This window comes from Bradyrhizobium sp. URHC0002, from assembly GCF_054059515.1.
The window spans coordinates 3,456,406-3,470,764 of record NZ_JBSSCF010000001.1 but is presented as its reverse complement, the minus strand read 5'-3'; the positions used below and the strand labels follow the sequence as shown (position 1 = coordinate 3,470,764).

Annotated in this window: 10 protein-coding genes; 1 reads left to right on the top strand and 9 read right to left on the bottom strand. The window is 63.2% G+C overall.

Annotated elements, in window-relative coordinates; all coding sequences use genetic code 11:
• Nucleotides 1–145: 145 nt before the first annotated feature.
• The 8 genes from ACVWVY_RS16835 to rsmH form a co-directional block, all read right to left on the bottom strand.
• A complete protein-coding gene (locus ACVWVY_RS16835; protein WP_456627420.1) occupies nt 146–1,591 on the bottom strand; it encodes a DUF5107 domain-containing protein in 1,446 nt (481 codons plus the stop codon).
• A 110-nt stretch (nt 1,592–1,701) separates the two neighbouring features.
• Nucleotides 1,702–3,102 carry a UDP-N-acetylmuramoyl-L-alanine--D-glutamate ligase gene (gene murD / locus ACVWVY_RS16830; RefSeq protein ID WP_456627419.1) on the bottom strand — a complete coding sequence of 467 codons (1,401 nt, stop codon included), beginning with the start codon at nt 3,100–3,102 and terminating at the stop codon, nt 1,702–1,704.
• Between the two features lie 10 nt (nt 3,103–3,112).
• Nucleotides 3,113–4,219: a phospho-N-acetylmuramoyl-pentapeptide-transferase gene (mraY, locus tag ACVWVY_RS16825; protein ID WP_456627418.1), complete on the bottom strand. Its 1,107-nt coding sequence runs from the start codon at nt 4,217–4,219 to the stop codon at nt 3,113–3,115.
• Nucleotides 4,220–4,401: 182 nt separating this feature from the next.
• On the bottom strand, nt 4,402–5,784 hold the full coding sequence (locus ACVWVY_RS16820) for a UDP-N-acetylmuramoyl-tripeptide--D-alanyl-D-alanine ligase (RefSeq protein ID WP_456627417.1): 1,383 nt from the start codon (nt 5,782–5,784) through the stop codon (nt 4,402–4,404).
• Nucleotides 5,781–7,238: a UDP-N-acetylmuramoyl-L-alanyl-D-glutamate--2,6-diaminopimelate ligase gene (locus ACVWVY_RS16815; protein WP_456632228.1), complete on the bottom strand. Its 1,458-nt coding sequence runs from the start codon at nt 7,236–7,238 to the stop codon at nt 5,781–5,783. Before ACVWVY_RS16815 ends, ACVWVY_RS16820 begins: the two co-directional genes overlap by 4 nt.
• A gap of 137 nt (nt 7,239–7,375) precedes the next feature.
• Nucleotides 7,376–9,127 carry a peptidoglycan D,D-transpeptidase FtsI family protein gene (locus ACVWVY_RS16810; protein ID WP_456627416.1) on the bottom strand — a complete coding sequence of 584 codons (1,752 nt, stop codon included), beginning with the start codon at nt 9,125–9,127 and terminating at the stop codon, nt 7,376–7,378.
• Nucleotides 9,124–9,516 carry a cell division protein FtsL gene (gene ftsL, locus ACVWVY_RS16805; protein ID WP_456627415.1) on the bottom strand — a complete coding sequence of 131 codons (393 nt, stop codon included), beginning with the start codon at nt 9,514–9,516 and terminating at the stop codon, nt 9,124–9,126. Before ftsL ends, ACVWVY_RS16810 begins: the two co-directional genes overlap by 4 nt.
• Before the next feature lie 2 nt (nt 9,517–9,518).
• Complete coding sequence (gene rsmH / locus ACVWVY_RS16800) at nt 9,519–10,514, bottom strand: 16S rRNA (cytosine(1402)-N(4))-methyltransferase RsmH (protein WP_456627414.1); 996 nt, start codon at nt 10,512–10,514, stop codon at nt 9,519–9,521.
• Nucleotides 10,515–10,978: 464 nt separating this feature from the next.
• Between rsmH and ACVWVY_RS16795 the strand changes: the two genes are divergently transcribed.
• A complete protein-coding gene (locus ACVWVY_RS16795) occupies nt 10,979–11,848 on the top strand; it encodes an N-acetylmuramoyl-L-alanine amidase (RefSeq protein WP_456627413.1) in 870 nt (289 codons plus the stop codon).
• A 78-nt stretch (nt 11,849–11,926) separates the two neighbouring features.
• Here ACVWVY_RS16795 and ACVWVY_RS16790 read toward each other — a convergent pair whose 3' ends face one another.
• On the bottom strand, nt 11,927–14,287 hold the full coding sequence (locus ACVWVY_RS16790; RefSeq protein WP_456627412.1) for a hypothetical protein: 2,361 nt from the start codon (nt 14,285–14,287) through the stop codon (nt 11,927–11,929).
• Between the last annotated feature and the right edge of the window lie 72 nt (nt 14,288–14,359).

Sequence of the window (14,359 nt, the reverse complement as noted above, 5' to 3'; positions counted from 1 at the left end):
CCCTAACGAATGGTCGTCATACCCGCGCAGGCGGGTATCCAGTGCGCCGCGGCCTTTCGGTTCTATCGTTGACGCCTCTGGAATACTGGATCACCCGCTTTCGCGGGTGATGACAGTTCGTGGATGGGCGGAGCCAACGGTCAAACTACTTTATCTTCGTCTCGGCCGCGATCAGCTCTTTGCCTTCCGCGGTCGTGATCGTCAGCCGCACCTGTTCGCCGCCGCCGGCGGGAATCGCCGCGGAAATGCGATTGCCGTTTTTCGGGTCCGCTTTCACGGCGTCGTTGAACAGTATCGCATCGCCGCGTTTCAAGGTGACGCGCAAAGGCGTCGCCGGTTCGACGCTGAAGAACTGAAGATTCACACCCGATGCCGCCGCCGAGAGATTGATCAGGATATTCTCGTTCGCATCCGTCACGTTGCTCATGCCGACGGTCGGGCTGTAGGTCTCCGGGATAGACACCTCGCCCCGCGCGGGAAGCTTCGCGCGGTGGAAAAACTGGTCCGACACACCCGCCCACAATTCGACGTAAGGCCGCGCTTCGTTCGGGTCCTTGCGCGGGTCGGTTTCGTTCGTGAACGACGGAAATCCCCACGTCCACATCTTCAGGCCCGGCGTGACCTTATTGTCGGCGATCCGGATGATCCCCTCTTCGTTGTCGTGGTTGATCACACCCCAGAAATTCCCGCCCTGCATATCGGGCGCCGCATACGCGATGCCCATCGTCGGCCAGTTCCTGAAGTAGCGCAATTTATCGAAACGGCTCCTGCCTGGCCCTGCACTCTCATCGCCATCGGACAGATTCTTCGACCAGGCGGGCGTCTGGTAGGCCTCGATCGGCGCGACTATTTCGGCGCCTCCGGTCGCCTTGGGCTTGTCCGGGTCCGATCCCGGCGCGAGCGTCGTGCACGTCCAGTACTCGTAATCGGCCACCTTATCGTGCGGATTCTTCAACACCACGCGCGCATCGAGCGCGGCGCGATCGGCTTTCAGCGTGACGTAGTAAGTCGCTTCGATGTCAGTCGAACCCTTGAGGAACCGTCCTGGCGCCGCGGAATACGCGATATCATCCTTGAGCGACATCGATACCGTCACTTCGTCGGCGCTCTCCTTTACGACCTTGAACTCCCACGGCTTCAGCCACGCCTTGCCGTGCTCGGCATCGGGGAACGTCGGGAAGATGCCGCCATACACCATCAGCCAGTCGTAGTAAAAATTGTTGGCGTTCATCCCGTAAGGCACGCCAACTTCCGTGCGGTAGAGTTGTTCGTGGCCGGTCGGCTTGTAGATGATGGAAAGGATGCGTCCGCCAAACTCAGGGACGAGTGTCACCTTCAGATAACGATTCTCGAGCACGTGGGTCTTGAACGTGCGATCGACGATGGTGTTCTTGTCGAGCGACCCGTTGACGAATCCGTTCTCCGCAGAGGTCGCGTACTTGACGGTGCTCCACGAAATCGTCGACTCGCTGAGAGTCACGCCGTCGGAAGCCAGCGCAGCCGCACCTACGACGGCATGAAGCGCAAAGGTCGCCGAAAGTGCTGCAACCGCGAAACGAACGAGATTACGTGAGGGAGTACGAACTGCCATTTGCGACGCCCTCGAACGAGTAGGATGGGTAGAGCGAAGCCAAACCCATCAATCCGATGCCACAGCGATGGGTTTCGCTGCGCTCTACCCATCCTACGCGATCCGCATCCTCACACCACCGGCTTCACACCCGGGATCGCAGTCACCAGATCGCGAAACTTCGCGCCGCGGATTTCGAAATTGCGGTACTGGTCGAACGAGGCGCAGGCGGGCGACAACAGCACCACGGGATCGGCAAGCCCGGACGCTTCGGCATCGCGCGCGGCGTTGGCGACGGCGACATCCAGCGTTTCGGAAATCTCGTGCGGCACGCGCTCGCCAAGCGTGCCGGAAAACTCCAGCGCGGCTTCGCCGATCAGATAGGCTTTGCGGATGCGCGGAAAGTATTCGGTGAGGCCGGTTATGCCGCCGAGTTTCGGCTTGCCGCCGGCGATCCAGAAGATATCGCCGAAAGACGACAGCGCATGCGCGGCGGCATCGGCATTGGTGCCCTTGGAGTCGTTGACGAACAACACGTTGCCGCGGCGGCCGACCTGCTCCATGCGATGTGCAAGCCCGGGAAAGCTGCGCAGGCCGTTCTGCAAAATGTCGGTCGAGATGCCCATCGCGAGTGCGCAAGCCGACGCGCAGGCCGCGTTCTGTGCATTGTGCAGCCCGCGCAACGATCCGATGCCGCCCAATCTAGCGATCTCGCGCCGCGCGCCGCCGGAGGCCTGCACGACGGTTTCGCGCTCGACATAGACACCGTCGGGCAACGGGTTCTTCACGGATATCCGCACCACGCGTTTTCCCGCCTGATCGAGCCGGTCGGCGATGTTGCAGCACCAACCATCATCGACGCCGACGATCGAGGTGCCCTGCGGCTGCACACCGGCGACCAGCCGCGCCTTCACGGCGGCGTAATGTTCCAGCGTACCGTGGCGATCGATATGGTCTTCGCTGACATTGAGGAGAATGCCGACCGATGGATCGAGCGAGGGCGCCAGATCGATCTGGTAGGACGACATCTCGACCACATGCACGCGGCCCATCCGCGGCGGCTCCAGCGACAGGATCGCGGTGCCGATATTGCCGCCCATCTGGGTGTCGTAGCCTGCCACCTTCATCAGATGCGCGATCAGTGCTGTGGTGGTCGACTTGCCGTTGGTGCCGGTGATGGCGACGAACGGCGCGTCCGGCGCGTGACGGCGGCGCTCGCGGCAGAACAGTTCGATGTCGCCGATCACCTCACAGCCGGCCTGCCGCGCCATCAGCACCGACCAGTGCGGCGCCGGATGCGTCAGCGGCGCGCCGGGGGTGAGGATCAGCGCCGAAAAATTCGACCACGACGCCGTGCGCAGATCAGCGGTGATGAAACCGGCCTGCGCCGCCTTGGCGACATTGTCGGCAGAGTCGTCGCCCGCGATCACTTCCGCGCCGCCGGCCTTCAGCGCGTGGCAGCTCGCAAGCCCCGAGCCGCCGAGGCCGAACACGGCGACCGTCTTGCCGGCAAAGGAGGTGACGGGGATCATCGCGCGCTGCTCACCGCAGCTTCAGCGTGGAGAGGCCGGCCAGCGCCAGCATCACCGAGATGATCCAGAACCGGATCACGATCTGCGGTTCGGTCCAGCCCTTCTGCTCAAAATGATGATGCAGCGGAGCCATCCGGAACACGCGCTTGCCGGTCAGTTTGAACGAAGCCACCTGCACGATCACGGAGATGGCTTCCAGCACGAACAAGCCGCCGATCACGGCCAGCACGATCTCGTGCTTGACCGCCACCGCGGTCGCACCCAGCATGCCGCCGAGCGCGAGCGAACCGGTATCGCCCATGAAGATCGAGGCCGGCGGCGCGTTGAACCAGAGGAATCCGAGGCCTGCGCCGAGCACCGCGCCGCACAGCACCGCGAGCTCACCGGTGCCGGCGACGTATCTGATCTGCAAATAGTCGGAGAAGACCGCGTTGCCGGTCAGGTACGAGATCATGCCGAAGCTGGCGGCGGCGATCATGACCGGCACGATGGCAAGCCCGTCTAGACCATCGGTCAGGTTCACCGCGTTGCCGGCGCCGACGATGACGAAGGCGCCGAAGATCACGAAGAACCAGCCGAAGTTGATCACCATGTCCTTCAGGAAGGGTATCGCCAGCGACGTCGAGGTCGCGTCGCGGCCGAGCCGCACCAGCGCGTAGCAGGCCACCAGCGCAATCACCGCCTCGATCAACAGCCGCAGCTTGCCGGCGAACCCGCTGTGGCTCTGCTTGGTCACCTTCAGATAGTCGTCGTAGAATCCGACGAAGCCGAACCCGAGCGTCACCGCCAGCACGATCCAGACATAGGGATTGAGCGGATTGGCCCACAGCAACGTCGAGACCACGAGGCCCGACAGGATCATCAGCCCGCCCATCGTCGGCGTGCCCTTCTTGGAGATCAGATGCGATTGCGGGCCGTCGGCGCGGATCGGCTGGCCCTTGCCCTGCCGCAGCCGCAGATGATCGATGATCCAGGGCCCGAACAGGAATACGAACAGCGCGCCCGTCACCATCGCCCCGCCGGTGCGGAAGGTGATGTAGCGAAACACGTTGAAGGCGCCGCGGAAGATGCCAAAACCGGGAACGGTGTTGGAAAGCTCGATCAGCCAGTAAAACATTCAGCAGGCCCTATCACGCGGCTTGGTTGCGCCGTCTTTGGCGGGAAGCGCTCCGGGAACGCGTTCGTTCCGGCAAACGCCTTGATAATCGTTTTCATCCTCAAACCAAGCAAATCCTGGTCGTGCATGGGGTATTGACGAATCGCCTCTCACGCCCACCACAGCCATCAAGTGCGACCAGTTTACGCCTTTGCCTGCAAGGCGGCCAGCAGCCTGGGCACAAACTTGTTCACCCAGAACATCTTTTTGCTGCCCTTGACGACCACCACATCCCCGTTCCGCAGCAATGCGGCGATTTCTTGGGGATCGAGCGTGGCCGGGTCTTCATGCCAGCCAAGCGCCCGCTCCGCCGGCACGAGATCGTATAAATGGCGCATCAGGGGGCCGACGCAGTAGATGCCGTCGATGCCCGGCAGGTCGCCGGCGAGCTTCTCATGATAGGCCGGCGCGTCAGCGCCCAATTCCAGCATATCGCCGAGAATGGCGATGCGCCGGCCGGCCTTCACCGGCCGCGCCTTCAGGCTGCCGAGCGCGGCCACCATGCTGGCCGGGTTGCCGTTGAAACTGTCGTCGACCACGGTGACGCCATGGGCCGCCTGCTCCACGCCGCGGCCGGTCATGATGCCGACATGGCCGAGCTCTTTGGCCAGCGCCGCGGGTTCCAGCCCGGCGGCATGAATGGACGCCAGCGCGGCAAGCGCGTTCTGCAGGCGATGCGGCGCACCGGGCGTCAGGCCGAATTCGATTGGCTTGCCGTTCACCTGCGCGGTGACGTTCCAGCTCTCACCCTCGGCCGTATGCTTCAGCTCCCGGATCTCCGACGTTTCGCCGAAGCGAACGAGTTTGCCGTTCCATTCCGGCGCCTCGACATCATCAGGCAACACCAGCACGCCGTCCCTTGGCATACCTTGCGCGATGCTCACCTTCTCGCGCCGGATCGCTTCCAGGCTGCCGAGCTTTTCCAGATGCACCGGCTGCACGTTCACGACCAGCGCGACGGTCGGCCCGGTCAATTCGCTGAGCCGCGCGATCTCGCCGGTCTGGTTCATGCCCATCTCGACGACCCACACGCTCGCGCCGGGGCTGGCGTTGCACAGCGTCAGCGGCACGCCCCAGAAATTGTTGAAACTGCTCGGGCTGGCATAGGCCTCGGGGTACGCGGCGAGGAATTCCTTGGTGCTGGTCTTGCCGGCGCTGCCGGTCAAGCCGATTACCGGGCCCTTGAACCGCGCCCGCGCCGCGCGCGCCAACGTCCACAAGCCATCGATCAGCGTGTCCTTGACGACCAACTGCGGAACGCTGACGCCATCGATCCGATGCGGAACGATCATCGCCACCGCACCGGCGGCTTGCGCCTTGTCAGCGAATTCCCAGCCGTCGCGCGCGCTGGCGAAACTCGAAATGAAGCCGCCGCTGGGCGTGCCGCTCAACGCCACGAACAAGCATCCGGGTTTCACCAGCCGGCTGTCCTGCGTGACGAAATCGATCGGCGTATCCGGATATTCGCCGGCAAGACCGAGCGCTTGCGCGACTTCGGCAATCGTCCACAATGGCGTAGCGGTCATGCCATCCTCGCTGCGAGCGCGGCGGCCACCGCCTCGTGATCACTGAACGGCAAGACCTTGTCGCCGACGATCTGGCCGGTCTCATGGCCCTTGCCGGCGATCAAGAGCACATCGCCGGGCTGCAGCGCCGATATTCCGGCCCTGATCGCCTCGGCGCGATCGCCGATGTCGGTTGCGGTCTTCGCCGCCGCCAGAATGGCGGCGCGAATTGTTTCCGGATTCTCGCTGCGCGGATTATCGTCGGTGACGATGACATGATCGGCATTCTCGGCGGCAATCGCGCCCATGATCGGGCGCTTGCCGGCATCGCGGTCGCCGCCGGCGCCGAAGATGACGACGAGCTTGCGTTTCGCGTAAGGCCGCAGCGCCTGCAGCGCCTTCGCCAGCGCGTCGGGCTTGTGCGCGTAATCGACGAAGATCGGCGCGCCATTGTGTTCCCCGACCCGCTCCAGCCGCCCCTTGGCGCCTTCGAGATGTTCGAGCGTTGCAAGCACCGCTGCAGGCTCGCTGCCGGTCCCGATCGCGAGCCCTGCAGCAACCAGCGCGTTCTCGATCTGGAATTCGCCGACCAGCGGCAGCTTGACCGCGTAATTGCGCCCGCGATGTTCGAGCGTTAGCTTTTGTGCAAAACCTTCGACAGCGGCATCGACCAGACGAATGCCCTCGCCGGCCCCATCCCCGTTGCGGCCGACGGCGATGATCCGCAAGGCACGCGCTCGCGCCGCGTCGATCACTTCCTGCGAGCACGCATGATCCGCCGAGATCACGGCCGCGCCGTCAGGCGCGACAAGATCGCGGAACAGCCGCAGCTTGGCGGCGAGGTAATGCGCGACGTCTGGATGATAATCCATGTGATCGCGCGTGAGATTGGTAAAAGCGCCGGCGGCGATGCGGACGCCGTCGAGCCTGAACTGGTCGAGCCCGTGCGAGGACGCCTCGAAGGCCAGATGCGTGACGCCGTCGCCAGCGATCTCGTCGAGCTGCCGGTGCAGCGCGATCGGGTCCGGCGTCGTCAACGAGCCGTATACCGTGCGCTTCGGCGAAACGAGGCCGATGGTGCCGATGCTGGCGGAAGCGTGGCCGAGCCGTTCCCAGATCTGGCGCGCGAACGCGGCCACCGACGTCTTGCCGCTGGTCCCGGTCACCGCCGCTGTTGTCGCGGGCTGGCGCGGATAAAATCGCGCCGCCGCCAGCGCCAGCGCACGGCGTGGATTTGGCGTGACGACAAAGGGCACGCGGAGGCCGGTCAACGCATGGTCACCGGCCACCGCGACAGCCCCCGCCTGTATCGCCGAATCGACAAAGCGCGAGCCGTCGGTCTTGCTGCCTGCCAACGCAAAGAACAGGTCGCCCGGCTTCACCGCGCGGCTGTCGACGCTAAGGCCTTTCACATCGACAGCTTCCGCCTGCGGATCGATCGCAGCGTCATCGCCGAAGAGGTTGCGAAGTTTCATCGTGTTCCAGTCCGCCCGGCGCAGCTTGGCGCGCATGGATCATGATCCGATTCGGATCATGATCCATCTCTATTTTGGGAGCATGATCTTGTCGGAAAACCGGTGTCCACTTTTCCGGATCATGCTCGTAATACGCCTTACTGGGTTGTCCTCGATGCCGCAAGAATAAGGCGGTCGGACGGCGGCAGGTCGAAGCGCGGCTCGATGCCCAGAAGCGGCCCGATGCGGGCAATCACCTTGCCGCCGGTCGGCACCGCGTTAAAGCCCGAGGTAATGAAGCCGAACGTCTCCGGCAGCGCCTTCGGCTCATCCAGCATCACCAGCAACTGATACTGCGGATTGTCGGCCGGGATGATCGCGGTGAAGGAGTTGAGCACCTGCTTCTTGGAATAGCGGCCGTTGACCACCTTTTCCGAGGTGCCGGTCTTGCCGCCGATATAATAGCCCTTCACGTCGGCCTTCTTGGCGGTTCCGATCTCAGCATTCAGCCGCATCAGATAGCGCATCTTGTCGGAGGTTTCGGTTCGGAGCACCCGCTTGGCCATGGCCCTCGCCTCCTCTTCCGATCGCTTGAGGAAGGTCGGGGGAATCAGGAGACCGCCATTGATGCAGGCATTGATGCCCATCACCGCCTGCAGCGGCGCCACGGCGATGCCGTGACCGAAGGAGATCGTGATGGTGTTGAGTTCGGTCCAGCGCTTCGGCACGATCGGCGAGGCGCTTTCGGGCAGTTCGGTGCGCAGCCGGTCCATCTGGCCGAGCTTTTTCAGGAACGCCTTGTGCGCCTCGACGCCTTGCGCGAGCGCAATCTTGGCCGCGCCGACGTTCGAGGAGAAGGTGAACACTTCCGACAGCGTGATGTTGCGGCCTACGGGGTGGGTGTCGTGAATGGTGAACTTGCCGAACTTCAGCGCCCCGCGCCCGTCATAGAGCGTGTTGAGGTTGGCCTTGCCGGAATCCAGCGCCATCGCGAGCGTCAGCGCCTTGAAGGTCGAGCCCATTTCGAACACGCCCGTGGTCAGGCGGTTGATACGATCGGGGTCGTGCGCCTCTTTCGGATTGTTCGGATCGAAATCCGGCAACGACACCAGGGCCACGATCTCGCCGGTCCGGACGTTGGAGACGAGGCCGGACGCCGCCTTGGCCTTGTATTTTTCCTTCGCCTTCAGCAATTCATCGCGCAGCGCGTGTTCGACGCGCAGGTCGATCGACAGTTCCACCGGCCGCTGCAGGCGATCGGTGGCAAAGCCGGCGCGGTGCAGATCGGCCAGACCGTTACTGTCCAGCCACTTCTCCATCCCGGCGATGCCCTGGTTGTCGATGTTGACGAGCCCGATCAGATGCGCGACCGCGGCACCGGTCGGATAGACGCGCTTGTTCTCGCGCAGGAAGCCGATGCCGGGAATGCCGAGCTTGTGGATGTCGTGCTGCTGCTTCGGCGTGATCTCACGCTTCAGCCACACAAAACCCTTGCGCGACGACAGGCGTGTGCGCGCCTCTGTTGTATCGAGGTCCGGCAACGCCGCCGTCAGGAGCTCGATCGCTTCGTCCTTGTCGATGATGCGCCTGGGCTCACCGAACAGGCTCGGCGCCTTGACGTCGGTGGCGAGCACCTCGCCGTTGCGGTCCACGATATCGGGCCGCGCGGTCGCAATCGCGTCCTGCGAGCCGGCGCGGCGCGCGCCATGGCTGTCGGCGCCGACCGCGAACATCACCAGGCGTCCGGCCAGCACGGCATAGATCGCCGCGAACAGCAGGATGGCCAATCCTACCCGGGCCCGGGCCTTGGCGGCGCGATCGACGTTGCGCCCATAGAGCAGGCTGCGGATCAGCCGCTGCCGCCACGGTTCCGCCGGCCGCTTGATCTTTGTGAGCGCCCGGCCGGTCATTGCCGATCTCCCGGTGCGGGCACGGAGCCGGTTGTGGGCGGTGCATCGGCGGCGGCCTCGATTGTGTTGATCATCGCGCCGATCGGATCGGGTGCACCGGGCCTTGCAAAGCTCGGCGGCCGTTCCGGCAAGTTCTTCAACTGATCATATTGCGTGGCGTTGAGCGGCTTCAGGCCGAGATGGCGTTCGGCGAGCCCTTGCAGCCGCAACGGCGCATCGAGCCTGGCCCATTCCGCGCGCAGCGCCGCGATGGCGTCGCGCTGCTCGCGGATCTCGGCGTTCAGCCGCAGCACGCGCTCGACGCGCGAGGTCGATTCCATCTTGATCCGGTAGACGTAAGCCGCCGCGAACACCAGCACGCCGATAACGAGGAAGTGGATGATCCGCATGGTCAGCCTCCCCTCATCACGTCGGCGAGAACGGGCCATGCCGGCAGGCCGCCCGCCGCATGCGCCGGCGCCGCTGTGCGTTCGGCGGCGCGCAATTTTGCGGAACGCGCGCGCGGATTGGCGGATACCTCCGCTTCATCGGGGGTAACCGGACGCTTGGTCAGGATCTGAAAACTCGGCGCGGCCTGCGCCAGTTCGGGCAAGTGCCGCGATCCGCCGCCGCTCTTGCCACGCGCGTTGAAAAAATCCTTGACGATGCGGTCTTCCAGCGAATGAAACGACACCACCACGAGCCGGCCGCCGGGCTTCAGCACGCGCTCGGCCGCCGCAAGCGCCAGGTGCAATTCGTCGAGCTCCGCGTTGACGAAGATCCTCAGACCCTGAAACGTCCGCGTCGCCGGGTGAATCTCGTTCGGCTTGCTTCGCACCACCTTGCCGACGAGATCGGCCAGCTGTTTCGTCGTCGTGATCGGCGCTTCTTTCCGCGCGGCCACGATGGCGCGCGCGACGGCGCGCGAGTGACGCTCCTCCCCGAAGATGTAGATGATGTTGGCAAGCTCGGCTTCGGAAGCCTTCGCAACAACGTCAGCGGCCGTCGGCCCATCATGGCCCATCCGCATGTCGAGCGGGCCGCCGAGCCGGAACGAGAAGCCGCGCTCGGCCTGGTCGAGCTGCATCGAGGAAACCCCGACGTCCATCACGACGCCATCGACGGCAGCCGCGCCTTGCGCGGCGCAGACATCGGCCAGGTTGGAGAATCGGTCCTCGACCAGGGTCAGCCGGCCGCTGGACTGCTCGACCAGATCGAACCCGCCGGTAACCGCCGACCGGTCGCGGTCGATGCCGATCACCTGGGTTCCCGCGACGCTGAGGATCGCGCGGCTATAGCCGCCGGCGCCGAAGGTCGCGTCGACATAGATGCCACCATCCCTGACATCGAGCATCTCGACCGCCTCGCGGCCGAGAACGGAGACATGGCGTGGCGCAGCCGGGCTCATGCGCCGTCCCCTGGCGTATTCCAGCCTGCAAAATGGAAGATGGACGCGAACGGGCCCATTGCGCCTCAAATCTCTGCGCTTCGCCGGGCTTTTCCGGCCGAAAAGCCGCGAACAGGCACGATTGCCGCCTCTGGCCCGGCCTCGCTCCCCCTCATTTCCGGACGGAATTTGCTGGGTTGCCATGGCATTTCGAGCGCGAAAGAGGGCCTCGGCCGTCCCCAACCCGGTTCGGCTCTTCACCACTTAGTAACGGCATTTAGCGTTAAGAAAGCGTTGATGATCGGCAGCGGGTTTTGCGCGCATTCTAGATACTAAAAAATGGTGATGCGCCCCGCACACAGTCGGTCAAAAATGCGAACTGGAACTCGGCCCGCCGGATTGCGCGAGCGCGAGGTAAAGCAATAGTAAACGGCACCGCTTAAGACACGAAGTTGCCGTTCTCCTGCCCGGTTTGAGACTAAAAAATGGCTTCTGGTCCGTTCGCATCTGCTGGTATTGATTCGAGGCGTCAACGCGCCCTTCCCGTTCCCAGGGCCAACGCCGACATGAAGACCTTTACTCCAGATTCCTCGATCGCATCCGACGTCATCCCGTCGCCGAACTTTGGCGACCGCAACCACGGCCGCCTCGCGGATATGATCCTGCTGCACTACACCGGCATGCCGGATGTGGAAGGCGCCATCGCCCAGCTCTGCACCCCCGGCACCGACGTATCGGCGCATTACATCGTGCTGGAAGACGGCCGCATCGTACAATGCGTGCCGGAAGCCAAGCGCGCCTGGCACGCCGGGGTATCCTTTTGGGCCGGCGAGGAAGACATCAATTCCTGCTCGATCGGGATCGAGATCATCAATCGCGGCCATGACTGGGGCTATCCGGATTTTCCGCTGCGCCAGATCGCCGCCGTGATCGCGCTGTGCCGCGGCATCATGCTCCGCCGCAAGATACTTTCGCATCGCGTGCTCGCGCATTCCGATGTCGCGCCGGCGCGCAAAAAGGATCCCGGCGAAAAGTTTCCGTGGCATTCGCTGGCCAATTCCGGCGTCGGCCACTGGGTGCAGCCGGCGCCGATCGTGCGCGGCGAACCGCTCAAGCTCGGCAGCATCAGCGACGACGTCGCAGGTCTGCAGGCCGCGCTTGCCAAATACGGCTACAATATCCCGACCCACGGCAAGTTTGACGGCCCGACCATGGAAGTGGTCACCGCGTTTCAGCGCCACTTCCGTCCCACGCGCGTCGACGGCATCGCCGATCACTCGACCGTGAGCACGCTGCATGCGCTGCTGGCGAGCCTGCCGTCGGATGCGGCCACGACGGTGGTTGCGGCGAGGTAATTGCGGTTCAACGAATTGTACTCATTCCCATAGCGAGAGAAATCCTGTTCTTTCCGGTCAATCCCGCGGGACGACGGCCTATTTTAATTCGGCCTCGATCTTGTCGAGCGTGAGCGACGGAACAAACGTATGCTTGATATACCGATCCCGAACCTCATCAGGGTCGAGTTCCCTAAGCTTACCCGGCGAAATCTCATCGCCATTGCCCTCAACCCATGCCGATTCCCAGAGCATCGCAAGGTAGCGCGCTCCCAGCGCCATAACGTCGGCCGTCTGTTCGCCGAGATCGTCCCACATGGCATTCAGCGTAGACTGGCGCGTTCCTGCGCCGGCCTCTTCGTAGCTGTCGAGAATCGTCATTGGCGGCAACACGTCCGCCACCTTATCCATCAGTTCGACCGTGGACCTTGCTACCGCCTTGCCGCTCGTACACAGCGCAAGGCCATGGCCGCCGTGATGACCCGTCAGCTTGGTCTTTATCATCGGGAAGAGTTCAGAAGCTTTGAAGGAAATCATTGCCGTTTCGAACGCTGAATGAACGCCGTGTCCATAGATGACTTCCTCATCTTCGCCGCTCTGCGGGTGATGGCGAATGACGGTTCGGGACGAGTCGCCATCAGCGAAGATAGAACCGTGCAGCGGTTGCGACGCGTCGCCCATGTAATGGGCCGACGTACCGGCCGCCGTCAGAAAGCCGACCACATCCTTCTGTGCCACAAACCCGACCATCGCATCGAAAAACTGCCATAGCCGGAACGGCAGCAGACCCTGCTTGAGCTTGGAGCGGTATTGCTTGGCGGCTTCCGCATCGCCATCTGCGTCCGCCTTTGCCGCCAGTTTGGCGTAGAATTTCTTCCATGCATCGACCGTAAGGTTGTCGTCATCCGCAAGACATGCGGCGCGCATCGTCTGTTTGTGCGGGCCGACGACCGCATCGATATCGGCGTAATGGTTCGGATGCTCGGGTCCGTTGCTTCCGTGCGGCCCGGCCGAAGTATCGCGGCCGCCTTCGCGGCCGTTCTTGCCGTGATCCAGCTTCTTCCAGATTTCGTCGGGAACATCCGCGAGAGGAACGAATTTGTTGCCGAGTTTTCCGATCGACTTGTCAAAATCTTTCTCGGCGATCGTGTCGAGATCGAAGCTGAGAATGGCAAGGTTGCTCGTGAGGAACTTGCGCAGGCGCTCGTTCCCGACCAGAGAAATTGCAAACGCCGCGATGCTGTAGTGGCCGGTGCGGCCCCAATAGCCGGATACACCGCGCGATTGATCCGTTACCAATTCCACATTTAGAAGCTTGCAAACATTGCTGAGGCTGGTCGCAACGGCGAACGCGGAACGGACGCCCCCCTCGTCGAACACCTGCGCTCCCCATTCCAGCGCCAGCGGCCGGAGATCCCGCATGGCAAGCGGCTTCGGTTGGCCAGCTTCGGAATCGGTCACGTCAAGGTGCCAGACCATCCCGGAATCGCCGTGGCGGGTCGACGTCCCCTCGGCCGGGCCGATAAGAAAGTCGCTCACATAGTCGTAACCTCCGACCGAGCGATGGCGGTAGAACAGCGCCTTGATCGTACCGCGCAAGAGGCCTGACGCGGCGCCCTGGCCGACGACTGGCTGGTCGATCAGCTTCAGGGACAAGTTCCGCTCGTGTACGTCGGCGAGAGGCCCCACAGGCGGAAGCCCGTACGTGTTACTGGTCCAGTCATCGACCCGGTCGACGCGCACCAGACCGACATCCAGCGTGACATAGGAACGCCGTCCGGGGAAATCGGGATAGACTTCCGAGAAGAGTTTCCGTGTGAGCTGACTGGACGAGCTTGATCCCACCTCGACTTCGCCCTCGCGAAGATAGCTCGAAATCCGGGTGCCGGTTTCTCCGCAGGCGTGGCGCGCGGTCAAGGCGTATGTCAGGTGACCATCGCTCACGAGACATCCCGACGTGGCGACGTGCTCGGCGCCTTGCACGCGCACGATAATCGGCGAACCGCCTCCGAGCTTGTAGGCCGGGGGGATCAACGGCGGTGAATAGCCCGCATCTGTGTCGGGCGGCACCTCTTCGGTCTGAACGACGCAGACAGGTACCGCGCGCCCATCCGCGAGATAGAGTGTCTTTGGAACGATCTGGGCCGGGCTAAAGCGCCCACCCGGACCAAAGGCTTCCTCCGCTGCCCAGGAGCGGACGAAGGCGAGGATGCACGGCCATGAATAGTCACGCACCTCCGAATTCGACAGCGTACGCGGATAGGTCTTCTTGTTGGGCGGGTTCTTACCTTCGCCCTTGCGTTGCGGCCACGATTCTTCCTTGCGAATGAGATAAAGGCCGATCGCAGTGCCTACGACATTGGCCTTGCTGAGTAGATGATAATGATAGGTGTCGCGCGCTTCGAGCAGATCGTGAACAGACAAGTTTGCAAAATTGTAGCTGAGATCAAGGACTGTCACAGTCACCTCCCTTGAGCCGCTTCTGTAAAGACGGCTGTCCAATTGCCGAGGTCATTAAAAATTCATACGCAT